This is a genomic window from Leptospira sp. WS58.C1 (genome assembly GCF_040833995.1).
In the GTDB taxonomy this organism is placed as follows: Bacteria; Spirochaetota; Leptospiria; order Leptospirales; family Leptospiraceae; genus Leptospira_B; species Leptospira_B cinconiae.
This window is the reverse complement of record NZ_CP162137.1, coordinates 2080974-2103645: the sequence shown is the minus strand read 5'-3', so window position 1 is coordinate 2103645 and position 22672 is coordinate 2080974. Positions and strand designations below refer to the sequence as shown.

Annotated in this window: 23 protein-coding genes; 14 read left to right on the top strand and 9 right to left on the bottom strand. The window is 41.7% G+C overall.

The genetic code is table 11. The annotated features are described in order from the left end of the window. Genes AB3N61_RS09655 through AB3N61_RS09645 form a run of 3 tightly spaced genes read left to right on the top strand, consistent with a single transcriptional unit; the run spans position 1 to position 2468 of the window. The gene (locus AB3N61_RS09655; RefSeq protein WP_020771622.1) at positions 1-441 is read left to right on the top strand and encodes an LIC11625 family surface-exposed protein; all 441 of its coding nucleotides are present in this window, start codon (positions 1-3) and stop codon (positions 439-441) included. A gap of 9 nt (positions 442-450) precedes the next feature. Continuing rightward, positions 451-1302: a 3'(2'),5'-bisphosphate nucleotidase CysQ gene (locus tag AB3N61_RS09650; RefSeq protein WP_367897462.1), complete on the top strand. Its 852-nt coding sequence runs from the start codon at positions 451-453 to the stop codon at positions 1300-1302. A gap of 29 nt (positions 1303-1331) precedes the next feature. Beyond that, positions 1332-2468, top strand: coding sequence for a glycosyltransferase family 4 protein (locus tag AB3N61_RS09645; RefSeq protein ID WP_367897461.1), 1137 nt, complete (start codon positions 1332-1334; stop codon positions 2466-2468). Here AB3N61_RS09645 and AB3N61_RS09640 read toward each other — a convergent pair. Then, positions 2445-2864, bottom strand: coding sequence for a hypothetical protein (locus AB3N61_RS09640; protein WP_020771604.1), 420 nt, complete (start codon positions 2862-2864; stop codon positions 2445-2447). The genes AB3N61_RS09645 and AB3N61_RS09640 overlap by 24 nt on opposite strands. Positions 2865-2966: 102 nt before the next feature. Between AB3N61_RS09640 and AB3N61_RS09635 the strand changes: the two genes are divergently transcribed. The 3 genes from AB3N61_RS09635 (at position 2967) to AB3N61_RS09625 (ending at position 6460) form a co-directional block, all read left to right on the top strand. Then, the gene (locus AB3N61_RS09635; RefSeq protein ID WP_020771581.1) at positions 2967-3473 is read left to right on the top strand and encodes a TlpA family protein disulfide reductase; all 507 of its coding nucleotides are present in this window, start codon (positions 2967-2969) and stop codon (positions 3471-3473) included. Between the two features lie 167 nt (positions 3474-3640). Next, the gene (locus AB3N61_RS09630) at positions 3641-5680 is read left to right on the top strand and encodes an AMP-dependent synthetase/ligase (protein ID WP_367897460.1); all 2040 of its coding nucleotides are present in this window, start codon (positions 3641-3643) and stop codon (positions 5678-5680) included. A gap of 108 nt (positions 5681-5788) precedes the next feature. Next, on the top strand, positions 5789-6460 hold the full coding sequence (locus AB3N61_RS09625) for an LIC11631 family protein (RefSeq protein WP_367897459.1): 672 nt from the start codon (positions 5789-5791) through the stop codon (positions 6458-6460). A gap of 156 nt (positions 6461-6616) precedes the next feature. On the opposite strand, the gene ptsP is transcribed toward AB3N61_RS09625, so the two are convergent. The 3 genes from ptsP to AB3N61_RS09610 all read right to left on the bottom strand — a co-directional run bounded on the left by ptsP (position 6617) and on the right by AB3N61_RS09610 (position 10290). Continuing rightward, positions 6617-8359 (bottom strand): phosphoenolpyruvate--protein phosphotransferase, encoded by a 1743-nt coding sequence (ptsP, locus tag AB3N61_RS09620; RefSeq protein WP_036091152.1) that lies wholly within the window; start codon positions 8357-8359, stop codon positions 6617-6619. A 104-nt stretch (positions 8360-8463) separates the two neighbouring features. Next, positions 8464-9369: a UDP-3-O-acyl-N-acetylglucosamine deacetylase gene (gene lpxC / locus AB3N61_RS09615; RefSeq protein ID WP_367899075.1), complete on the bottom strand. Its 906-nt coding sequence runs from the start codon at positions 9367-9369 to the stop codon at positions 8464-8466. Between the two features lie 261 nt (positions 9370-9630). After that, entirely contained in the window at positions 9631-10290 is a 660-nt protein-coding gene (locus tag AB3N61_RS09610) for an SDR family oxidoreductase (RefSeq protein ID WP_367897458.1), read from the bottom strand. Between the two features lie 96 nt (positions 10291-10386). On the opposite strand from AB3N61_RS09610, the gene AB3N61_RS09605 reads away from it, so the two are divergent. From AB3N61_RS09605 to AB3N61_RS09595, 3 genes are read left to right on the top strand one after another with little or no spacing between them, the layout of a single operon-like run. After that, positions 10387-11052 (top strand): TIGR00266 family protein, encoded by a 666-nt coding sequence (locus AB3N61_RS09605; protein WP_036091155.1) that lies wholly within the window; start codon positions 10387-10389, stop codon positions 11050-11052. A gap of 18 nt (positions 11053-11070) precedes the next feature. Then, entirely contained in the window at positions 11071-11742 is a 672-nt protein-coding gene (locus AB3N61_RS09600) for a TIGR00266 family protein (RefSeq protein WP_020771588.1), read from the top strand. Between the two features lie 3 nt (positions 11743-11745). Continuing rightward, positions 11746-12438 (top strand): TIGR00266 family protein, encoded by a 693-nt coding sequence (locus AB3N61_RS09595; RefSeq protein ID WP_020771577.1) that lies wholly within the window; start codon positions 11746-11748, stop codon positions 12436-12438. On the opposite strand, the gene AB3N61_RS09590 is transcribed toward AB3N61_RS09595, so the two are convergent. After that, complete coding sequence (locus tag AB3N61_RS09590; RefSeq protein ID WP_020771659.1) at positions 12435-13766, bottom strand: radical SAM protein; 1332 nt, start codon at positions 13764-13766, stop codon at positions 12435-12437. The two genes, AB3N61_RS09595 and AB3N61_RS09590, sit on opposite strands and share 4 nt — an antisense overlap. Positions 13767-13864: 98 nt before the next feature. Here AB3N61_RS09590 and AB3N61_RS09585 point away from each other — a divergent pair, with 98 nt between their 5' ends. Both AB3N61_RS09585 and AB3N61_RS09580 read left to right on the top strand, forming a co-directional pair. Further along, the gene (locus AB3N61_RS09585) at positions 13865-15067 is read left to right on the top strand and encodes a PQQ-dependent sugar dehydrogenase (RefSeq protein WP_367897457.1); all 1203 of its coding nucleotides are present in this window, start codon (positions 13865-13867) and stop codon (positions 15065-15067) included. A 99-nt stretch (positions 15068-15166) separates the two neighbouring features. Continuing rightward, positions 15167-16348, top strand: a complete 1182-nt coding sequence (locus AB3N61_RS09580) for a lipoprotein LipL45 (protein WP_020771585.1) — start codon at positions 15167-15169, stop codon at positions 16346-16348. A 227-nt stretch (positions 16349-16575) separates the two neighbouring features. On the opposite strand, the gene AB3N61_RS09575 is transcribed toward AB3N61_RS09580, so the two are convergent. Together AB3N61_RS09575 and lipA are read right to left on the bottom strand one after the other, a co-directional pair. Further along, on the bottom strand, positions 16576-16911 hold the full coding sequence (locus AB3N61_RS09575; protein WP_020771671.1) for a hypothetical protein: 336 nt from the start codon (positions 16909-16911) through the stop codon (positions 16576-16578). Continuing rightward, positions 16896-17801 carry a lipoyl synthase gene (gene lipA / locus AB3N61_RS09570; protein ID WP_020771618.1) on the bottom strand — a complete coding sequence of 302 codons (906 nt, stop codon included), beginning with the start codon at positions 17799-17801 and terminating at the stop codon, positions 16896-16898. The genes AB3N61_RS09575 and lipA overlap by 16 nt, the downstream gene beginning before the upstream one ends. 103 nt (positions 17802-17904) lie before the next feature. Between lipA and AB3N61_RS09565 the strand changes: the two genes are divergently transcribed. Genes AB3N61_RS09565 through AB3N61_RS09555 form a run of 3 tightly spaced genes read left to right on the top strand, consistent with a single transcriptional unit; the run spans position 17905 to position 21109 of the window. Next, complete coding sequence (locus AB3N61_RS09565; RefSeq protein ID WP_367897456.1) at positions 17905-18660, top strand: pseudouridine synthase; 756 nt, start codon at positions 17905-17907, stop codon at positions 18658-18660. Then, positions 18657-20066, top strand: coding sequence for an MBOAT family O-acyltransferase (locus AB3N61_RS09560; RefSeq protein WP_367897455.1), 1410 nt, complete (start codon positions 18657-18659; stop codon positions 20064-20066). Before AB3N61_RS09565 ends, AB3N61_RS09560 begins: the two co-directional genes overlap by 4 nt. A gap of 8 nt (positions 20067-20074) precedes the next feature. Next, positions 20075-21109 carry a DUF1574 domain-containing protein gene (locus AB3N61_RS09555; RefSeq protein WP_367897454.1) on the top strand — a complete coding sequence of 345 codons (1035 nt, stop codon included), beginning with the start codon at positions 20075-20077 and terminating at the stop codon, positions 21107-21109. A 106-nt stretch (positions 21110-21215) separates the two neighbouring features. Here AB3N61_RS09555 and fsa read toward each other — a convergent pair whose 3' ends face one another. Together fsa and AB3N61_RS09545 are read right to left on the bottom strand one after the other, a co-directional pair. Beyond that, a complete protein-coding gene (gene fsa, locus AB3N61_RS09550) occupies positions 21216-21860 on the bottom strand; it encodes a fructose-6-phosphate aldolase (protein WP_367897453.1) in 645 nt (214 codons plus the stop codon). Between the two features lie 69 nt (positions 21861-21929). After that, positions 21930-22640, bottom strand: a complete 711-nt coding sequence (locus AB3N61_RS09545; protein WP_020771639.1) for a hypothetical protein — start codon at positions 22638-22640, stop codon at positions 21930-21932. Positions 22641-22672: the final 32 nt, after the last annotated feature.

Here is a 22672-nt window from a genome sequence, read left to right as displayed (position 1 = left end):
ATGAAACGGATCGTGATACTCGCCTTGGCTATCTGCCTTGGGACCCCATTGTTTGCTGGAAAAGTCAGCGGTTTAGTAGAAGAATTTAATAAAGTAGAAGAATTTAATAAGAATCGAAAAGTTTCTGAAGCGGCTAAAAAAGCTACCTTAGAAAAAAATCTTCTATCCGCTTTAAAATACAGCCTTCATCGTAAATACCTGGATTATAAGGAATATACAAAGGACTTAAAAGCCGATTCTATTTCGTATGAGCCCCAAAAAGGGACTTTCGGGGTGTATGTTAAATACAAAACATATATCGTATTTTACAGTTATCTAATGGATCCGGAAATCTATCTCCAAACTCCTATCAACGAAGTGTTCTATGTTCGTCCCGATAATTTGGAAGAGGAGCCTCATAAGGAAGATAAACAACCGACTCAGCCGACTTCCGGTAAATAATCCCTTTTCATGCGATTTCCGGAAGAAGCGGAATTAGTTTCAAAACTTGTTCTGGAAGCCGCAGACCGGATCTTTTCCATCTATGGAACAAATTTCCAGGTGATGGAAAAATCCAAAGGTGACCCTCTTACGGAAGCCGACCTGCAGGCAAACGAGATCATCGCCGGCGGCATCCGCAAAATCCTAAACGACAAAGTATACTCCGAAGAGGATTCCGATTTTTCACATTCTTCTCTACAAGGGGAAAGAGTTTGGATCTTAGATCCTATCGATGGGACCAGGGAATTTGTGGCTAAAAATCCTGAGTTTGCGATCAGTTTGGGACTTTTGGAAGATGGTAAACCTGTTTTTGGGATCGTAATGAATCCTGCAACGGGTGAATTCTTTTGGGGTGCGGAAGGTAAGGGAGCATATTATAATATTCTAAAGTCCCCTTATGTTGAAAATAAGATCGATTGGGAGAATACTTTTTATCTGCAAAAGGGTGAGTCTCCCGAACTTCCTAAGATACTTGTTTCCATTTCGGAAACGAAAGCCGGACTTTTTAAAAATTTTAATTATGGAAATGATTATGTTTTGGCGCCGAAAGGTTCCATCGCTTATAAACTCGCCTTAGTCGCGGTGGGGAAATATCCTTTAACACTTTCTCTTCGGCCTAAAAACGATTGGGACGTGGCTGGAGGGATTGCGATCCTGAGAGCTTCTCAAGGCAAAGACTTGGAGATACGATCCGGAAAAGAGTATCCATTTTTAACTTCCAAACTTGGAATAGGATTGCTTGCCGGTGAATCAGAATTAGTTACCCAATTTTGGGAAAAGTTTAAAACTTCTCTCCAAGGTTCCGTTAGGGATCGTTGGTAAATCAATCTTTTAAAAGGCAAGTTCTTACTTTGTCCAATATCGATAGAAAAAAATACAAGATCGCCTTGGATGCAAGGCCATTGTCCACTCCTGTTTCAGGTGTGGGACGGCTCATCGAATCGGTACTAAAAGGTTTCGATCAAGATCCCGATTTCGAATTTTATCTTTTTTCGCATAAGCCGATCCACGAAGGTTATTCGGATCTATTCAAAAACCCGAATATAAAGCCTGTAATAGGACAGGGTCTATTTTCTAAAAAAGGAGGGATTTACTTCGCTTTCTATCTTCCTTTTCAACTAAGGAAATATGAGATCGATTTATTTTGGGGAACTCAACAGGTATTTCCACTTTTCCTTTCTAAAAATATTCCCGGGGTTTTAACATATCATGATTTTGTAGCCTATCGTTTTCCGGAGACTATGAGACCGATTGCAAGATTTCAGCAGCTTTTTTATTTAAGAAGAAGTATCCAAAGAGCGGATTATATTCTTGCTAACTCGGAATTTACTCGTTCAGAGATCTTAAAGTATTCCTCTTTCCCGAAAGATAAAATAGGTATTATTTATCCCGGTTACTCTCCTAAAGAGATTCGAAAGATTAAAACTCCGCCTACAAAACGAATCGGCAAATTGCCTAAAAAGTTTTTCTTGACCGTTTCCACTTTAGAACCCCGAAAAAATTTCGGAACTCTTCTAAAAGCCTATCGAAATGCAAAAAAAGAAGGATCGGACCTAGTTTGGGTGCATGCAGGGAAAGAAGGTTGGGAATCTCCCGAGTTCCTCTCAAAATTCAAACATTCGTCCGCAGCGGGAGAGTTATACTGGTTCGATTTTGTAAATGAGGAAGAACTAAAATATCTCTATTCTCAAGCGAGCTTATTTGTTTTTCCGTCCATCTACGAAGGATTCGGGATACCACTTTTAGAGGCTCTTGCTTATTCTCTACCTTGTATCGTTTCGGATCTTGAAGTTTTTAGAGAAATAGGAAAAAGATCCTGTGTGTATATTTCTCCGGAATCGGAGGAAGATTGGAAAAATGCGATTTTGGATTTCCAAAAGAAGAAGTTCAAGTTCCCGAAGCCGGATCTGAAACGATTCGAACGACTGAAGTCTGCCGCACTCGTAAAAAAAATTTTTAGAGACCTAGTTTCTTATAAACGGACTTAAAATCTTTTGGAAAAGAGATTTTGTTCCTACTTCTATCGTTCCTGAAAAAAGAATATCATTGGAAGATTTCCAATGGATATGGATGCGGTTTCTGTCCAGTGCCTGGAAATAAATTTGCTCCGTTGGACTTACGTTCCAAACGAATAGATCTTCTTTCCTGGTCCAAAAATTGTCCGTCCAATCGGTACATATCCTCTCTAAAGTTTTGCCGGCTTTTAATTGTAGAATAAATCCTTTTTTAGGATCTAAAAAAGCGGAGAGAATCGGAGGTTTGACAGATCTTTCCGAGGATCCGGAATCAAAATGGATCCCTTGCCCTTGGAACCTTTTTCCTTCCAAATAGGATTGGAATTCCGAAAATTGGAAAAAATAATTATAGATCCTGGTTTCTTCCAAGGCTAAAAACCTTGTACAAGTTTTTGATCTCCTCTCTTTAAAGCAAGGTGGAATTGGAAGGAAATGACTTGTAGCTTATATTCTAATTTGTATTCTGGAAGTATGGTTTTTAGAAAAGCCTCGCCTTTCTTTTTACTTCTTTTATCCGTTTTATTCTTAAATAATTGCAGATCGGATGAGCAACCTTTGCTCTACCAAATTACTCTTCAGGATTGGGATGGGAATTCCCATAAATTTTCGGAGGACAAGGGAAAGTTAGTGGTCTTGGATTTTTGGGCGAGCTGGTGTGAGCCTTGCAAAAAAGCGGTGCCAGTGGTGGAAAAACTGAGAGAGAAATTGAAAGATTCTCCTGCCGTTGTGTTAGGCGTGAATACTGAAGATGATCTCAGTTTGGAAGAAATCAAAAAAGCCGCTTCCGATTTCGGGATGTTGTATCCGAGTCTTTTAGATCCGGAATGGAAACTTGTGACCCCTCTGAAAATAGAAGGTCAGCCCGCATTATTCGTGTTTAGCAAATCCGGAAAGAAACTTCATTCCCAATACGGAATTTCAGAGAAAGACCTGCCGGTATTGACCGGAAGACTAAAAAACTGGCTCGAATCTCCGTAAAATTCGCTTCTATCCATAACAATCGTGCAATAATAATCCAAACTCGGACTCGTTTTAAAAAAAAGGATTTATCTTTCAGCATTTCCTTGGAATCTGGAATCAGATCCCCGGTAGGTGCTGCCGGACATCATCCATCTTTCCATTTCATTTCAGGAGAATTTCCATTCATGGCTGAGAATCTCGCCCAATTATTCCGTGAGTCGGCAGAAAAATTTAAAAATAAACCGGCTTTCTTATACAAAGATGCGCAAAAGAATTATTTGCCGATCACCTATTCAGAGTTATACGAGGCAGGTCTGAATCTTGCCGAGGCTTTGATCGATCTAGGCATCCAATCTAGAGACCATGTAGCGTTACTCGCCGATAACCGTGTAGAATGGATCATCGCGGATTACGGTATCATTATGACCGGTGCGGCTGACGTTCCGAGAGGAACGGACATCACCGATTCCGAAATCGTTTATATCGTTAGCCATTCCGAATCAGAAGTGGTATTCATAGAAAACGATAAAATGTTGGAAAAATTCAACAGAAACAAATCCCAGCTCGGAAAAGTAAAAACAGTCATTTTAATGGACAAAGAATCCGAAGCTCCAGGCGTTCTGAAAATGTACGACCTGATCGAAAAAGGAAAAAGTTTAAGAGCTTCCGGATCCCGTAAGGTAGAAGATAGAGTAGCAGCTATCAAACCGGAAGACCTTTTCACCTTGATCTATACTTCCGGGACTACCGGTCTTCCTAAAGGTGTTCAACTAAGACATTCCAATATGATGCATCAGGTATTGGAAGTCACTCCAATGTTGAAAATAAGTGCGGAAGCAAGATTACTCTCCATTCTTCCCGTATGGCACGTATTCGAACGGGTTGTGGAATACGTTTGTATCAGCATCGGTGCAGCTACATATTACACAAATGTTAGGGACCTTCGCCAAGACTTAGCGACCGTAAAACCGACATTCATGGGCTCTGCTCCTCGTCTTTGGGAAAATATCTACAACGGTATTTATACAAGGATCAATGATCCAAGCCAAACTCCTGCAATCCGCCGCGGTTTATTCAAACTCGCTTATTTCTTCTCCGATAAGAAAAACGCCGCAGTTCGTTTTATTACGGGCAAGGAAGTGGATTATCACGGAAGAAATCCGATTCTCTCCTTATTTTACGGGATTTTAATGTTCATCCAGTTGATCCTGACGGGACCTTTCACTTTGACGGTAATCTCTTCGGTTGCGGCTTATCTGCTTTCTTCCACAGAATTTTCCTTCTTAAGTCTTCCCTTATATATAGTGGCTGCTCTTGCTGCGTTTTTGAACAGCGCAACTTTGGATAAGATCGTTCTTTCTAAGATCAGAACTGCCACCGGTGGAAAATTGAAGGCTTCCATCTCCGGAGGAGGAGCTCTTCCTCGTCACGTAGACGAATTTTTCAACAATATCGGTATCAACGTGCTGGAAGGATACGGTATGACCGAAACTTCTCCGGTTCTTTCCGTGAGAACGTTCCAAAAGTTAATCATCGGTTCCGTAGGTTCGATCGTTCCTAAAACCAATCTGCAGATCAGAAACGATAATAACGAAGTTCTTACCGAAATAGACGAGAACGGAAAAGTAATCAAAGGAAGATTAGGTAAGAAAGGTGTTGTATTCGTAAAAGGTCCTCAGGTCATGAAAGGTTACTTCAAAAATGAAGAAGCGACTTCCAAAGCTCTTGTCGACGGATGGATGAATACCGGCGATATGGGAATGATCAACTTCAAACATACCTTAACATTGACCGGTAGAGCAAAAGACACTGTGGTATTGTTGGGCGGTGAGAACGTTGAGCCGGTCCCGATAGAGAATAAACTCCAAGAATCTCCGTATATCAGCCAATGTATGGTAATCGGGCAAGACCAGAAAAACTTGGGAGCCATTATTGTTCCTGACTTCGAAAAATTGGAAGAATGGGCAAAAGAGAACGGAGTGGACACGTCTAACAAAGAAACTTTGATCGAGAACGCTAAAGTATTGGATCTTTATAGAAAGGAAATCAAAGCACTCAACAACGCGAAAAACGGGTTCAAGTCTTTCGAACAAGTTACTCCATTCTTCATAGTTTCCAAACCTTTCGAGGTAGGGGACGAGTTGAACAATATGTTGAAGATGAAACGTCACGTAATTGCTGAAAAATACGCGGATAAGATTAAAAAAGTCTATTCAGGTAATTAAATTATCCTCTTTAACATATCAAAAAGGTAAAAAGAAGCCTCGGTTGCAAACCTGAGGCTTTTTTTTTACCCTGATGGGAATTTTCTAAGCCGCCGATATGTATTCTATATGGCGAAAACGATCCTCTCCAAACCTAGTATTTTCGAACCTTACGGTCATTCGGACCTATATGCTTTGGATAATTTATATTTTTCTCCGCTAAGAGAAAGAGAAGTCTGGGACTTTTCCAGAGTAAGGGAATTTTCCGCCTTAAATTTAGGGTTCATTTTTGCCAGAGCGGAACTTGCTTGGAAAAAGTTACACGCAGAATTGGAAATCAAAAATTTAAACCCAAGTTTTAAGAAGGGGATCTGCTTAAGTGAAGGCTGGGAAGAAGCTCCCGGACTTAAAATTGATTCCTTTTTGCCGAAAGTATTCGGCACCGAAGCGACTTTTCAATATTCCAGATTGGAAAATCTTTCGGAAAAAATCCCGTTTCGGGAATTTTTCTCCTCGGAAGGATTTGTTTTCAACGGGAATTGGAAGGAAAAAAATTATTTAATCTTATTTTCAAAGCTACATTCGGAAGAAAGAAATTTACCTTCCGTGATCAAAAAGATCTCTCATTTCCATACCGAACAAAAATCAGAAGGGAATTTTTTCCTCAGAACGGAAAAACAATCTTATTTGAATTTTCTGAAGCCGAAAGAATCTTTGGGTCCTTTATTTTTACAAGAAAAGAAAATCGACCAAGATCCGTTCTTATTTTTAAGTTTGGAATATTCGGATATTATTAAGTAGGAATTACAGTAATTGGAAATGTAGGAGCTCCTACATTTGCGTTCCTTCTCGATCTTTGCGACTTTGTTTGAAAATTGCGATTTATATTTAGTTCCGAGAAAAGGCGCTGGATAAAAACGTTTTTAAAGTACGAGTTTAAATAAGATTTTCTTTCATTTACTCCAAGTGTTTACTGAATAAAAACGCCTCAATCGCTTCGTAGTCCTCATTTTCGGAAAGTTCCAAAATTTTTTTCAAAAGAAAATTCGCCTGTTTTAAACTTACGGATCCTAAAATTTTACGGATCGGTCCTACGAACGGAATGGAGATCGAAAGTTCCCTAAATCCCATACCCAAAAGTAGGATCGTAAAATTCGTATCGGAAGCGATCTCACCACAAATACTCAGTGGTCTTTCGTATTTCCAAGCTGTTTCTACTATCTGTATAAGAGTTCTTAAAAATGAAATATGGAATGGATTATATAAGGAGGAAACATTCACGTTATTTCGATCCACAGCCATCAGATACTGCAATAGATCGTTTGTTCCGACGGAGAAAAAATCCACTTCTCTTGCAAGTACATCCATAGAAGATACAGCGGAAGGAGTTTCCACCATCACTCCAAGTTTGATTTTTTTATTGAACTTTTCCTTGCTGGCAGTAAGTTCTTTTTTACATTCTTCTAATATTTCTTTTGTTTTTTTGATCTCTCCCAGATTGGTAACCATAGGAAGCATGATGCTTAAATTTCCATAAGCAGAAGCTCTAAGTATTGCGATTAATTGTTCTTTAAACCAATCTGGATTTTGAAGGCTGTATCGAATCCCTCTATTTCCTAAGAATGGATTCTCTTCGAATTCTCCCGTGGAAAATTTATCCGCGCCTATATCGAAAGTCCGTATGTAAACCGGGTTCGGATCCATTCCTTCCGCGATCCTTTTATAGGCTAAAAATTGTTCTTCTCCGGAAACGTTTTTGTCCTGGTATTTTAAGAATAACGACTCCGAGCGGAAAAGCCCCACACCGTCCACATCCGCTTTCCTTGCAATTTCACAGTCGGTATCCGATTCTAAATTACATTTTAACCGTATCTTGACTCCGTCTTTTGTAACCGCCTTTTTCGGTTTTATTACCTTTGTCTCAAAACTTAAAGGAGAAGAAGCTCCGTAATATTTTACTTCTTCGATGGTTGGGTTTCTTACGATCTGGCCTGTGTCAGCATCCAAAAAAACATATTCAAAATCGTTAATATTTCTATAAAATTCCTTTAAGCCTACGATTGTTGGGATACCATAATTTCGGGCAAGGATTGCCATATGACCGGTTTTTCCTCCCAAATCGGTGGCAATTCCTCTGATCCTACTCTTGTCCATGAGTATCATCTGAGAAGGAGTCAATTGTCTAGCGACCAAGATCACGTCCTCGGATTGGTCGGCTAAGAAGGAGACTTCTTCTTTTTTGTCTAAAAGGTTTTCTAAAATACGGTTGGAGATGTCCTGAAAATGGTCCGATCTTTCTCTGAAGAACGGATTATCCATACGAGTGAACTTGTCGGTGAGTTCGTTGATCGTATTCTGGACCGCTAAAAATGCGTTTTCGTTATATTCCTTAATACGATTTCTGAATGAATCTTGTAAGCTCGGATCTTCCGTGATCGTGACCTGAGTCTCTAAAATTTCTTTTAGTTCTTTATCTTGTTCTCTTGTTTTGAGTCCGGAAATGATCGATTTTAATTCTATTTTGGAAGAATCGAGAGCATTAGAAAGTTTTTTCAGCTCTTCTTGTTTTTGGCTCTCATGGATATAGGCTCCGTGGGCGAGATGTCTTCTCTTCGTCCCGACTTTTACGCATCGACCGTAAAATCTGCCGGGAAAAGCGACTATCCCCATGTATGTAGTTCTCTTCCCACCGCCATTCATTGAATGAATATCCGCTGGTAGAAATACAGTAGTTTAGTGAATCGACAAGTCTTTTATAAACCGATGTGGTCCCGCCCGGATTAGAGGCGGGAAATCCGGAATATTTAGACCATCGCAGCTTTTCTGTTGAAAAGTGGGATCCGACGGCTTTTGTATTTACCCAGTTCGTTTCCTGTTACTGAACTCATGACTAATTTAGCCATGGAAACGTCCAATGCATGTCCCGCCTTGGAAGCTAGATAATGTCCGATAATCGGTCTGCCTGCGATGGAAAGATCTCCTACCAGGTCCAAAATTTTATGTCGGACACATTCGTTTTCGTAACGAAGGGATTCGTTTAAATATCCGTCTTGGGTGAGGACGATCGCGTTATCTAAGGATCCTCCCATAGCAAGTCCTCTCGCTTGGAGAGCTTCCACGTCTTTTAGGAACCCGAAGGTTCTGGCAGGTAAAATTTCGTTTTTGAGAATGTCGCGGTCCAGATCGATTGTGATGTTCTGGCCTTTTAAGAGCGGATGGGGGAAGTCGATTGTGTAGGTCACTTTCCAGGTTTCGCTTGGTAGAATAACCAGGTATTTGTCCCCATCTACCACCCACATAGGATTTTTTACATAAATAGGTTCTATTCTTTCTTCGAATTCGGTATAACCTGTGCTTTCGAATGCTTCTAAGAATGGAAGGGAAGATCCGTCCATGATCGGAACTTCTACGGAGTCGATTTCTAGGGTCATATCCGTAATTCCTACGGAGAATACCGCTGCCATCAGGTGCTCTACGGTTTGGATACGATGCAGCCCGTCTCCCAAAGTGGTAGCATTACTGGTATCTACCACATTACTTAGTTCTACAGGGATGGATGCCTTATCTTCTCCCTTTCTATATTCAAAAACTATGCCTGTCCCTACAGGAGCAGGGTGCCCGATCAGATTTACTTCCTTGCCGGAATGTAATCCGATCCCCTTAATTCTAACTGTTTCTTTAAGAGTTTTTCTATGTTCTGTGAAATTCATCATTTCCTACCCCGGAAACTTTCGGATCCGGAATCCATTCGCTTTGCACCGGGCTTCACTCTATTGGACGTTTGCAAGATCCAAATCAAAATTAACCCTTTAGGACTATGAAAGCAATATCCATGCCAGGTGCAGTGCAAAAAGATGATTTTAGACGGGCATTATAGCTCGGTACAGAGATAACTAGACATAATTTGAAAGAAATTTCTGTACTTCTGTCTCTTTTTTACAACAGTGTTGTTTTAGGGAGACAGAATCCATTTACCATGGTAACTCTTCCCCGTTTTGATGAAAGAATCTTCCGGATCGTTCTGGGGACAGTTTTTCGATTTGATGGAAGAGTCCCTGGGCCGCATCCTTTGGTGGAATTCCTTGTCTGCCGGTCATTTCCGTAGCTACCATTCCAGGGTGAAATATACCTACGGAGATCTTTTTAGGTGCAAGATCCCGAGCGAGACTAACAGCTCCGGCATTCAAGGCAGCTTTGGACATTCTGTATCCGTAATAGGCTCCGGAAGTATTGTCCGCGATTGAGCCCATTCTGCTCGTGATAAAGACCAGTTTAGAGTTTGGACCAAGTTTAGGAAGAAGAAGTCGGCTTAGCCGTATAGGCCCGATCGCATTTACCAAGATCTGGGTTTCCAATTCCTTAAAATCCACACTTTCCAGATTATCCGGGATCAGGATCCCTGCGTTATTGATCAGTATGTCCAGTTTGATCCCTGTCAAAAAACCGGATAAAGTTTCGAAACTTTGGCTTTGGGTCAGGTCCAGTCCCTCGAAAATTTTCACTCCCAGCCTACGTAAGGTTTCCGAACTTTTTCGGCAAGCCGCATAAACCGTATAACCTTTCTCGGAATATAAATTAGCAAGCTCCAAACCGATCCCTCGATTGGCGCCTGTGATTAAAACTTGTTTCATTCTGAATTTATTTGGAAAAGAAGAAGTCTAGAAAGAAATACTTGAAACCGGGAATCGATTGACGTTTTGGAAAATATTTTCCAAACTTTCCCGCGTATGCAATTCCAGATCTCTCATAAACCTTCCTTCTCCTTATTGAAACTTAGATTAGGCCCCGGTCAATCGATTAAATCGGAAGCCGGAGCCATGGTGTACATGAGTTCCCGAATGGGCGTGGAAACCAAAATGGGGAGCGGATTTCTTTCCGCACTTTCCAGAAAAATTTTCGGTGGAGAATCATTCTTCTTCAATACCTACACTGCTCCTGAAACGGGAGGGGAGATCGGACTCGCACCTGAACTTCCCGGCGATATCATAGATCTAGACCTCGTCGGAAAAAGTATCTTTGTCCAGTCCGGATCTTATCTGGCTTCCGATCCTGGTATCCAAGTCGTTTCCAAATTCGGCGGACTCCGTTCCTTATTCGGTGGAGAAGGTCTGTTCTTATTGGAAATTTCCGGAACCGGAAAAGTTTTCTTAAGTTCTTATGGAGCCATTGTTCCAATCAGAGTAGAAGGAAATTATACGGTTGATACTGGTCATATAGTCGCATTCGAAAATTCCCTACAATTCAAAGTAGGAAAGGCGGGAGGGAATTGGAAATCCACACTCCTAGGCGGCGAAGGTTTAGTCGCGAATTTCTCGGGCAACGGAACTCTTTGGATCCAATCTAGAGTGCCTTCCGGATTTATCAGCTGGCTTACCAAACTTCTTCCCGTTTAACAAACATTAGGAATTAAAATGAATATCCAAGTTTTATACAAACCATCTTATTCCGTAGCGAAAGTAAACTTAAGCTCCGGAGAATCCATCAAGGCGGAAGCGGGAGCTCTTATGAGTATGAGTTCTCATATCCAAATGCAAACAAGTAAGGCGCAACAAGGAGGATTATTTAAATCTTTGAAAGCGGCTTTCTTAGGAGGTGAATCTTTCTGGATGAATACCTTCTCCGCATCGCAACCTGGAGAGGTTTTACTCGCTCCCACACTTCCCGGCGATATTGAAAAACTGGATTTGAACGGTACGGTTTTTATCCAGTCCAGTTCCTTTCTCGCGGCAAAACCCGAGATAGATATAGATACTAAATTTCAAGGTCTAAAAGGTTTTTTCAGCGGAGAGTCTTTATTCTTCTTAAAACTTTCCGGAAGCGGTCCGGTTCTCATCTCCAGTTACGGCGGGATCGAAGTATTGGACGTCGAAGGTGAATTTATAGTAGATACAGGCCATATCGTAGCCTTCGAAGAAGGTTTACAATACGAGATCACTAAGTTCGGAGGTTGGAAGTCCTTCTTTTTAGGTGGAGAAGGTTTAGTCGCTAAATTTAAAGGAAGAGGAAGGCTCTGGCTCCAATCCAGAAATGTGCCGACACTCGGCGCTTGGTTCAGATCCGAATTACCACCTAGAAAGGAATAAACTATGAAATTTGAAATATTAGCAAAACCTGATTTTCCCATATTAAAAATTGATCTAAATTCCGGAGAATCCATCCGTGCAGAATCAGGAGCTATGGTTGCCATGTCCGCTCAGGTAAAAATGGAGACCAAAGCCCAGGGTGGAATATTCGCATCCGCTAAAAGAGCCTTGTTTAGCGGCGAGTCCTTCTTCCAAAATACGTTTACTGCCGAGGGTGGAAATGGCGAGTTATTCTTGACCTCCGCGACCCAAGGAGATTTGGAACATAGAGCTCTTAAAAACGAAGAATTGATCTTGAGTAGAGGAGCCTATGTTGCCGGAGGAACGGAACTTGTGATCGACAGCAAATGGGGAGGTTTCAAAGGATTTTTTGCGGGAGAAGGTTTATTCTTCCTGAAAGTTTCCGGAACTGGGGACCTTTTTTTCTCAAGCTTTGGAGCGATACATGAAGTAGATGTGGATGGAATGTACATCGTGGACACAGGTCATATCGTAGCATTCGAACCTAGCCTAGAATATCATATCGATAAGGTAGGAGGATTAAAATCTCTCTTCTTATCCGGTGAAGGGCTGGTCGCAAAATTTTCCGGTAAGGGAAAACTGTATCTCCAAACTAGGAATCAAAACTCTTTTGCTTCTTGGGCAAATACTTGGAGAAGGGTCCAAAGGTCTTCAAGCGTTGGAGGAGGGGACTAAGCCCTTCCTGAATAACCGATCACATCCATAAAGGCGGAAACGGAGAATACCGCCTTTCCTGGTCCCGGTTCTCCATACCCGGGAGGCGTAGGAAGATTATATTTTTCGAATGTAGACTTCCATACGGTTAATAACTCGCAAAAATATTCCAATGGAGGACCGGCTTGTGTCCCAAGAGTTGTATAAGGTTCCGGACACCAAGCTGTAAACCTAGGCATGATCCCTTTTGACATGAAGAAGTCCAAACCTTCTCCCGTAGATTTGATCGCTTCTGCGACCGTTGCAAATCCCCAAGGCTGAGAAAGTTCTACTCCACCCACGAAGTTCGGGATCACATAAGAAGGTCCGAAAATTTCCGCAGAGTCGACGATCCTTCTGATCCAAGTATCTCTACCGATATAGGCTTCTTTTCCCGGACAGATTTTTCGGAATAGTTCGGGTTCCCAGACTTCGTAGTTGGGATGATAGACTTGGATGCCTGCGTCTTTGAACTTTTTGCAATCCTCATTCTCCCAAGCTTGGGAAACGATCTTACCCATCCATCGTCCAGGGAATTTTTGCTCGATTGCTTGGGCGTATTCTAAATAAAAATCGATTTCGTTTTTCTTTTTGAGAGAAGTGATTACGGAACCGCCGGTGATCGTGTACACTTTTGCGATCTCGTCTTCCGCATCGATCCAAGAAAGTACTTCTAAAATATCTTCGATATCTTTAACGCCTGTATATGGTCTACCTGCATTCTTCTGTTGTCTGTAGTTATGATTGATATCGCAGTATGCACATTCTTCGTCCTTACCGAAATACTGGCAATTACGGAAAACGGTTAGGTAGATGAGATATCCCCATTCGATAACGGGTGCGATCTCTCCCGGGATTTTTCCTGATTTGGTTTTGTGTCTGTACCAAGCAGGCTTAGGTGGATATTCTAGTTTTCCTAAAAATGTTTCGTTAAGATAGAGACCAGGTCTGCCTTCGTCTTTTTCTCCGGCAGGGATACGTTTTACTTTATAAGGTGAGTTCGGGTTATTACGAGTAGATACTATAGTGGGTAATAAATTAAAATATCCGCCTGTGATCTTGATTTCCTCGGGAGCCTTGGAGTCGGTACCTTCTTTCATATCCGCAAGTGGAATATGGTCGAAGGAGAAGATGAAATAATCCTTGGTTTTATAATCTTCCCCCACTTGGAAAGATTCCGGAAGAAAATGGATGCCCTGTCTTAGAATGTCCTGCTTCAGAATTGCTTCGAACGGGATCTGTTTATATTTTCTTTCCATCTCCTCCAATAAGGCTATCGAAGATTCGGGGCGAAGGGTACTCGTGCTCATCTTAGCTCCAAACTGGTTTGTGGGTAAGTTTTGGCATCTAGTTTTTGGCTTTTTCATCCTTGACTGAGAGCTTTCAAACTGTATTTTTTTCTGTCAGAATGAGACGATTTCGCAATAGGTTCTTACTATTCTCTCTATTTCTGGGACTCTTCCTTTTTACAGGAGAGGATACCCATCTTCTCTCTAAAACGAAAAAACAAAAACCGAAACAACCAGGGAAGAAGTTGGAATCCGTTTTTGGCTGGACCCAAGTGGCTTCCGGCTTTAAGGAGATCACCGATATACAATTTCATCCAAGTCTTCCTGGAGAGATGCTCGTATTAGAGAAGAAGGGAAAAGTCCATCTCTGGAATTTCACAAACAAAGAATCCAAACTTATCGCGGATTTTACGGGGAACGTAGAGACAAGATCGGAAGAAGGTTTGCTCGGCCTCGCATTTCACCCTAAGTTTTCGGAAAATAAACTCTTTTATATCAATGCCGTTTCCAAAGAAGCAGGCAAGGACCAGACATTCATCTTAGAATTTCGTTATGATGATTCTAAGGTCATCCATTGGCAGGATCGTAAAAGGATCTTACTCAGAGTGGATCAGCCTTATTCGAATCATAATGCCGGTCAGTTAAGTTTTGGTCCGGATGGAAAATTGTACATCGGCTTTGGGGATGGAGGTGCCGGAGGAGACCCATATAAACACGGACAAAATACTTCTACTTACCTAGGAACACTGATCCGGATTACTCCGAACCTGGAATCAAATGCTCCTCCCTATAAGATCCCGGAAGACAATCCCTTCAAAAACTCGCCCGGCTTTCTCCCTGAGATCTGGGCGTATGGATTTAGAAATCCATGGAAGTTTTCCTTCGATACTAAGACAGGAGATCTCTATCTGGCAGATGTGGGACAGGATGATTGGGAAGAAGTAGATCTGGTTCTAAAAGGTAAAAATTACGGCTGGAATATAATGGAAGGATTTCACTGTTTTTTACCCAAAGAAAATTGCGAAAAGCAGGGATTGACCGATCCCATTCTGGAGTATGATCATAAACTGGGTCGCTCCATCACCGGCGGATATGTGTACAGAGGGAAAAATCTTTCCAAATACTATGGATGGTACATTTTCGCTGACTTTGTTTCCGGAAAGATCCTTGGATTCCCCACTGAAGTGGAAGGTAAAAGGAAACTAACTGTATTAGGGGATACTCACTTCCTAATCAGCACATTTGGGCAAGATTCCACGGGTGAGCTGTATTTTGGCGATTTTAGTTCAGGAAATATCTTCCAAATTGGAAAAAAAAATTGAAATAAATTGAAAATCCCAGATCCATAGGTGTTAACCCAATATAGATCGGACTGCCTCCACCGCGGTTCAGATTAATCTCGATCAAAGAAGGATAGGGGTATGAATAAAGTCATTTCCGTTGCATCAGCCGTCCTACTGGTCGGTCTGTTGACATCCGGAGCTTGTAAAAAGCCTGCGGAGAACGCGGATTCCGCGAACGCAAAACAGAGCCAACCATCGGCAATCGTAGTATTTAGCGTAGGGGAAGCAAAAATCCAACACGCTGATTTAACTGAAGACAAAGCTAGTCTTGGAACAGTCCTGAAAGAAGGGGACAAGATTGAAACTAAGGCAAAAGCGAAAGTCGATATCCAATTCTCCGACGGTTCCGCCATTCGTTTGGCTGAAAAGTCCAGCATGGAATTCTCCGCTCTCGCTTTGAATACCCAAGGAAACACCGACACTAGATTGTCCTTAGTTTCCGGAAAAGTTTTCGCTAAAGTAAATAAAGCAAGCAAAGACGATCAGTTCTCCGTAGTAACTCCGACCGCAATCGCGGGAGTTAGAGGAACTTCTTTCGTTGTGGATCGTACTAAAAACGACAGATCCGTCGTAAAAGTATTGGAAGGATCCGTTGCAGTATCTCCAAGAGTTCGTGCTCTGGAAGGTGCAACTGCTGAAGAGATCTCTGCAAATGCAGAACTTCAAAAGATCAAAGCTTCCTTGGACAAAGCAGAAGTTATTTTAGAAAAAGACGAGTCTTCCATAGTAAAAGCTCCTGATAAAAAATTCGGTGAGAAAGAACTTACTAAGCTAGACGCTACTTTGGAAAAAGATATTCCGAAAGCGGTTACCAAACTGACCGGTGCTGGAGTTTCCAAAACCGAAGAAGAAGAGATCAGAACTATCGTTACTCTGGATAAAGACACTACCGATAAATTAGTGAAACTAAATATCGATCCTAAGTCCGGAAAAGTAGACGAAGCTACTAACGCAGCTAACGAAGCTGAGAGAAAGAAAATCGAAGAAGATTTAGCTAAGCGTCAGGCTGACGAGCTGAAACGATTCAAGAACGTTCTTGTTTCCGCTCCTAAAAACCTGAAAACGAATAAAGACTTAGTAAACTACTACGAAAAACTGGAAAAAATCGTACTGGCTGACGGTAAAACTACCATCATCGGAGCGATCGTAGACCAGCAAGGTAGTACAATGATCGTCCATACCGAAGACGGTATTAAGAAGATCAACCAGGATGACGTAAAAGAAGTTATCTACGACTTCCAAACTAAATCCGAAAACTAATCCACAGGCTTAAATAGGTGGAAAAACCCCGGGTTGTCGAAAGACAGCTCGGGTTTTTCTATTTAGAGGCAGCGGTTTATTTCGCACAGAGCTCACGGAGAACACAGAGTTTGGTCTCACGCTAAGTCGTAAAGAACGCTAAGGGACTAAAATAAAAATGAACTGGTGTCTTCGTACGTACCTTTGCGTGCGAAATCCTCTGTGAACTCTGTGGTCTCCGTGCGAAACTATTTTGCTTTATGATGCGGATGTGTATCTAAGTAATGATCCCAGAGTTTTAGGATCATATTCGAAATTTCTTCTAGATCTAAAACTAAAACCTTATCTTTATAATTCACTAACAGTTTACTTCTGCCGAATTTTTGGATCTCTCCCCATTCTACTCGGAAACCCGGGATCAAACTAATGGAATCGAATAGGATGTCTTTGATCTCCATTTTTGAAACATGGCCGTTTTGTTTGGAAAGATAAGAAAGTATAGAATGGAAGATGATCTTTTTCATCTCCGAAGATTCCGGAATATCCGGAAATTTATCTTTGAATCTTTTTAGTTTTCGAACCACGGCACTTGCTCGTCCGCGTGATAAGAACTTCTGACCAAAGGCCCTGAGAATACGGTTCGAAATCCCAATGCTTTTCCGAATTCTTTCAGATCTTTGAACACTTCCGGACGAATATATTCGCTGACAGGAAGATGTGTTGGAGTCGGCTGCAAATATTGTCCTAAGGTCACCATTTGTACTCCCACGGATCTGAGATCTTTCAGGGTCTGATGGACTTCTTCTAATGTTTCTCCAAGTCCTAGTATCAATCCACTTTTCGTTAAAAATCCTCTTTCTGATGCGTGATGGAGAACGTCCAAAGACCTTTCGTATTTTTTGGCGGGAGCCACAGTGGGAAATAATCTCTCCACAGTTTCTAGGTTATGATTGAATATATCAGGTCTGGAAGAATAGACGATCTCTAAATTTTCTTCCCTCATTTTGAAGTCCGGGACTAAAATTTCAATTTTACATTCCGGCAATCTTTCCCGGATCAACTCTATTGTTTTTTTGTAATGAGCTGCTCCACCGTCCGGCAAATCATCCCTGTTTACGGAAGTGATGACTATATGTTTGAGGCCTAAGGCCTTTGCGGATTCTGCCACTCGTAAGGGTTCTTCAGGATCTAATGCGAGCGGCTTTCCGAAGGCCACATCGCAGTAGGAGCAACGTCTTGTGCAGATATCTCCGGCAAGCATGTAAGTGGCGGTTTTTCTAGACCAACAATGATTCAGGTTGGGACAAGAAGCGCTTTCACAGACTGTATTGAGTTTTCCTCCCTCTACGGAACCACGGACAAAGTCGACCGGGTTCTCCTTTTCGCGGAAAGGAAGCCTTACTTTTAACCAATCCGGTTTTTCTGGTGCGGGTTGGTACGCGTTGGATCTGGGCTTCTTTTTGAGAGGATTCACCCTTAAAGCCTCCGTCTGAGTCTCCAAAGAGTCAAGTGTTTTGGGTAGCCGGAAATCGGTGGGTGTCCGAATCTGGAGGGATCGGTCGAGGCCGGGGGCAAGTTTGGGCGAAAAAAGCGCGAAAGAAAAAACGGGGAAAGAATCCTCCAAAGAGATCCGGATCAACCGATTCTTGGCAGATTGTGGCCTAGGTTCTCGCAGAAAGGTGGAAGAATTGATCCTCTCTGGCAAAGTGAAAGTCAACGGAGTCGTCGAAAAAAATCTAAGCACCAAGATCCGGGTAGATTCTGATATAGTTCAGGTGGGAAATAAAAAATTAGTTCCTCCTACAGGTGCAGTGTTCCTCGCTTTAAACAAACCGAAAGGTTTCCTTTGTTCCCATAGCGACCGTTTTCATTCCAATACTGTTTTCGAATTACTCCCTAAAAAGTACGGTAAACTTTTTATCGCAGGAAGATTGGACCTGGACTCTCGGGGACTTCTTCTTTTATCCGACCAAGGAAATTTGGTCCAAGAGATCACTCATCCCTCCGAAGGTTCCGAAAAAGAATACGAAGTGATTTTAGAAGAAGAATTAGATCCTAAAGAAGTGAAGGATAGATTCACTAAGGGATTTATGGACGAGGGAGAATTTTTAAAAGCGGAGAAGGTTCTATCCTTAACAAAAGGAGAAGCATCTTCCAAGTTCAGAGTGATCTTAAAACAGGGAAGAAAGCGCCAGATCCGTCGAATGTTCTCGATTCTCGGCGGAAGAGTAATCGATCTACAGAGAATTCGGATCGGAAAACTTTCATTGGAAAAATTGAAAATCGGAGAAGGTAAGTTTATCTTGCTGGATCCCAAAGTTTGGAGACCATGAATTTTACCAGTTTAGAATTTTTATTTTTTTTCTGCCTAGTATTTCTGGTGTATTGGAATCTTCCGGACGCTTTAAAGAAATATTTTCTTATATTAAGTTCCGCCTTCTTTTACGCGGTCTCCTCTTGGAAGTTTTTATTTCATCTGATCGTCGTTGTGAGCATCAACTGGATGTTCATACGATTTTTCCTGGCGAAAAAATGGTTTTTGCCGGTTTCCATAGGTTTTAATGTTCTTAATTTAGCGTTTTTTAAATATTTCTATTTTTTCGCGGATCTGGTTGGAATATTTTTAGGAATTCCGGAATTTCAAAACAAGATCAGCTTGGATGGAATTCTTTCTAAATCCTTGGACTGGGTCGGATTCGAAGTAATCCTTCCTTTAACCATCAGTTATTACACATTTCAATTCATTTCCCTTTTAGTGGATAAGAAGAAAGGAGTGATCACGGAAAAGATCGGATATTGGAAACTGACTTCTTATATTTTCCTTTTTCCCGTAATGATCGCCGGACCTATATTAAGATTTAACGATGTAGCGACTCAGTTCGATTCTCCAAAAATGGAAAAAGAGGATATGGTGGACGGCCTTTGGCTCGTGGTGATCGGACTTTTCAAAAAGTCGATCGTTTCCGTCTTAATGTCCGGATCTATCTTCCAAGTATTTGCGGAGACCTCCGCTTTTTCGGGAGCGGCACTTTTAAGTACCGTATATTTCTTTGCGATCTATCTATATTTGGATTTTTCGGGACTGACGGATCTTGCCAGAGGAATGGGAAAACTTTTAGGATTCACTCTACCTCAAAACTTCAGGGCGCCATTCTTCTTTAACGGATTCGGGGATTTTTGGAGAAGATGGCATTTAACCTTCTCCTTTTGGATCCGAGACTATTTATACATTCCGCTTGGCGGTTCCAGAAGTGGTACGTTACGCACCTGTTTTAATTATCTAGTTGCTTTCGGACTTGGTGGACTTTGGCACGGAGCCAATTTGAATTACCTTCTTTGGGGAGTTCTAACCGGATTGTATCTTTCCATAGAAAGAGTATTGAATGATTGGAATGTAAAAATCCTGCCTGAGATACCGTACGTGAAAAGGATTATTACGTATTTATTCGTTCTGAATATTTACAGTATTTCTTGGGTTTTATTCTTCACGCCTGATTTCGGTTCGGCAGTTGCGGCGGTCCAAAGAATATTCGTTTGGGCGAACGGGGTCTCTTTCCCGAATATGGAACCTTGTATTTTTGCACTTTTGGTCGCGATCCTGTTTCATTCAGCGGAAGAATGGCCTGAAAAATTTAAGGTTCGTTTCAAATGGAAAGTTGTACTTCTCCCCATCGTATGGATCTTGGTCTTACTTGCATTACCTAGCGGAAATGCGGATTTCTTTTACGGACAATTTTGAGAAATAGTATGAAAAAGAAGTATATCTATCTCCCTGTACTCTTTCTGGTCGTTTTATTCTTTGCGGATAAAATTTTTCTTTTGGACTTCTTCCAAACGTCTTTTTACCAAGAAGGGAATCCTGTCTATTATGCACAAAGAAGGCATTTGTTCGAAAAACTCCAGAAAGATAGTTCTCTTAAAGACAAAAATCTTCTTTTGGCGTTTGGGGATTCTAGGGCCTATCCGTATTCCATTAAAACACTTCCTCCTTCTTTTGCAAATGATTGGACCGTGTATAATTTTTCAGGACCACAAGCGGTTCCTGCGTATGGTTTTTATTGGTTCCGTAAAATACTAGGAGCTGGGATCAAACCCAAGGCCGTTTTTTACGTAGTTAGCCCGGAGGCGTTCGATGATTCGAAGGGTTTGTTCTACGAACCTTTTTTAAGATTGGGCGCAGACGAAGAATTCAAGAATATCTATTGGGAAAAGTTTTCCTTTTCCGACAAATTGGAAATTTGGAAGGAAAAAATCTTTAGCATTCGAAAGATCAAACCCGGTTTTAAACTTTTTTGGTCCCGATTGTCCGGTGGAAAATTAAAACAGTACAGAGCGGACCAAAACCACGAAAATCTGATTTTAGAACTCGGAAACGGAGAACAACTCGCGTATGCAAGTGCGAGCAATAATCCTAAAAAATTGGAAAAGGACGCACTCCGTTTAAAAAGTATTTATCTTTCGGGCTTCACTCTCGGCGAGACCGAATTTTTCTTTGTGGAAGAATTCTTAAAACTGGCGAAAGAAGAAGGGATCAAGACCTATTTGATCTGGCCCAAAGTATATCCCGGTTATAGAGAAGGGTATTACGAACTAGGTCTTGAAAAATCCTGGTGGCCACGCATCCGTGAACTGGCATTCAAATACGGTGCTTCAGCCGCCGATATGAATACTCTCAGTTCCTGCGATCTGTATTACGACGGTTCTCACCAAAGTGTATTTTGTATTTCAGAACAATCTGAAATTTTAATGAACGATTTTACAGGGAAGAAGAAGCTACCTTAAAGGAGTGGTTCGCACGGAGGCCACAAAGATCACTGAGGTGATTTGGATTATTTCTAACTCTGTGTGCTCCGTGAGCTCTGTGCGAAAAACTATAAGGATCTTTAGATCACCACTTTAACTTCTTAGCGTCTTCTAAGAATTTTTCCAAACCGATATCGGTGAGTGGGTGTTTGAATAACTGCTGGTAAGCGGAAATCGGCATAGTCGCACAATCCGCGCCACGAAGAGCTGATTCTTTCAAATGTATAGGTCCTCTGATAGAAGCAGCTAGAATCTTAGTTTCATAACCGTAATTATCGTAGATCTCTCTGATCTCGGAGATCAGTTCCATTCCGTCCCAAGATGTGTCATCCACACGGCCTATAAAAGGTGAAATATAAGTAGCACCTGCTTTTGCTGCAAGAAGTGCCTGAGGCGCGGAAAAACAAAGAGTTACATTTGTCGGAATTCCTTTTTCAGTCAGGTTTACCACGGTTTTTAATCCTTCCGGGATCAAAGGGACTTTGATGACAACGTTCGGAGCGATCTTTACCAGTTCGTCCGCTTCTTTCAGCATGTCTTCGTGTTTTGTAGCGAGTACTTCCGCGCTTACGGGACCTGGTACGATCGCGCAGATCTCCTTGATCACCTCTTTAAAATTGCGACCGGATTTTGCGATAAGAGACGGGTTTGTAGTAACTCCGTCCAAAAGACCGTAGGACGCGATCTCCTTGATCTCGTCCACATTGGCTGTATCTAAATATAATTCCACGTATTGCTCCGAAAGATTTTGGATCTCTCTGGATAGTGGCGGCCTTAAGCGCCTTCGGTCAAGGATTTCTTACGGGATTAGATCTCTTAAAGTTTTGATTTCTTCTGCGTTGAAGAACTCTTTGTATTCTTTCTCGATCTGAGACTTTACCTTGGAGCTGAAATAATCCACTCTTCTAGTAAACGGTTGTTTTTTATAAGCTTCCTTCCATTGGACAATAAATCCGCCTGCGGGAGGCGCCTGTCTTTCGTCGGTTAGTTCCCAAACCACAGCTCCCCCGATCTTCTTATCATCCAGGGTCTCTTTTTTGGGTTTTCCATATTTATTTTCCAGTTTGGACTGAACGTCTTTGCCTGGAAGATAACGGAAGGAAACCCCAACGGAGAATAATTTACCCGGCTCCAGATGTTCGTCTTCTTCCGGAGAAGTTTCCTTTTCCGGACGAGGTTGGTTTTTATCTTTAGGACGGGAATCCAATACTAATTTAGGAGTGGAATAAAAGCGATATAAATAGAAAATCCCGTTCCTTCTTACAAGTAGGGACTTCTCCTTATCTTCATGGACTACTTCTATTTTTTCGTCGCTCTGAGGATTAGAAGCTAAGGATAAAAATTTGTCTCTGACTTGGGAGTACGAGGCTTCCCATGAGACTTCGGCAAATCCGTCTAAGGTAGGTTTGGAGCCGTTATTTCTGGAATTATCTCCCGGAAACTGAGAAAATATAGAACTCCAAGGAAGGAGTAGGGAGAATAAGAACAGGAAGATGGATTGCCCTTTCATACTCTTTAAGTATCGGCAGAAGACCGAACAAG

What these genes read in the sequence shown, in the direction of transcription:
- AB3N61_RS09655 (WP_020771622.1), top strand. Translation starts at nt 1, where the DNA reads ATGAAACGGATCGTGATACTCGCCTTGGCTATCTGCCTTGGGACCCCA.
- AB3N61_RS09650 (WP_367897462.1), top strand. Translation starts at nt 451, where the DNA reads ATGCGATTTCCGGAAGAAGCGGAATTAGTTTCAAAACTTGTTCTGGAA.
- AB3N61_RS09635 (WP_020771581.1), top strand. Translation starts at nt 2,967, where the DNA reads ATGGTTTTTAGAAAAGCCTCGCCTTTCTTTTTACTTCTTTTATCCGTT.
- AB3N61_RS09630 (WP_367897460.1), top strand. Translation starts at nt 3,641, where the DNA reads ATGGCTGAGAATCTCGCCCAATTATTCCGTGAGTCGGCAGAAAAATTT.
- AB3N61_RS09625 (WP_367897459.1), top strand. Translation starts at nt 5,789, where the DNA reads ATGGCGAAAACGATCCTCTCCAAACCTAGTATTTTCGAACCTTACGGT.
- ptsP (WP_036091152.1), bottom strand. Translation starts at nt 8,359, where the DNA reads ATGAATGGCGGTGGGAAGAGAACTACATACATGGGGATAGTCGCTTTT.
- lpxC (WP_367899075.1), bottom strand. Translation starts at nt 9,369, where the DNA reads ATGAATTTCACAGAACATAGAAAAACTCTTAAAGAAACAGTTAGAATT.
- AB3N61_RS09610 (WP_367897458.1), bottom strand. Translation starts at nt 10,290, where the DNA reads ATGAAACAAGTTTTAATCACAGGCGCCAATCGAGGGATCGGTTTGGAG.
- AB3N61_RS09605 (WP_036091155.1), top strand. Translation starts at nt 10,387, where the DNA reads ATGCAATTCCAGATCTCTCATAAACCTTCCTTCTCCTTATTGAAACTT.
- AB3N61_RS09600 (WP_020771588.1), top strand. Translation starts at nt 11,071, where the DNA reads ATGAATATCCAAGTTTTATACAAACCATCTTATTCCGTAGCGAAAGTA.
- AB3N61_RS09595 (WP_020771577.1), top strand. Translation starts at nt 11,746, where the DNA reads ATGAAATTTGAAATATTAGCAAAACCTGATTTTCCCATATTAAAAATT.
- AB3N61_RS09590 (WP_020771659.1), bottom strand. Translation starts at nt 13,766, where the DNA reads ATGAGCACGAGTACCCTTCGCCCCGAATCTTCGATAGCCTTATTGGAG.
- AB3N61_RS09585 (WP_367897457.1), top strand. Translation starts at nt 13,865, where the DNA reads ATGAGACGATTTCGCAATAGGTTCTTACTATTCTCTCTATTTCTGGGA.
- AB3N61_RS09580 (WP_020771585.1), top strand. Translation starts at nt 15,167, where the DNA reads ATGAATAAAGTCATTTCCGTTGCATCAGCCGTCCTACTGGTCGGTCTG.
- AB3N61_RS09560 (WP_367897455.1), top strand. Translation starts at nt 18,657, where the DNA reads ATGAATTTTACCAGTTTAGAATTTTTATTTTTTTTCTGCCTAGTATTT.
- AB3N61_RS09555 (WP_367897454.1), top strand. Translation starts at nt 20,075, where the DNA reads ATGAAAAAGAAGTATATCTATCTCCCTGTACTCTTTCTGGTCGTTTTA.
- AB3N61_RS09545 (WP_020771639.1), bottom strand. Translation starts at nt 22,640, where the DNA reads ATGAAAGGGCAATCCATCTTCCTGTTCTTATTCTCCCTACTCCTTCCT.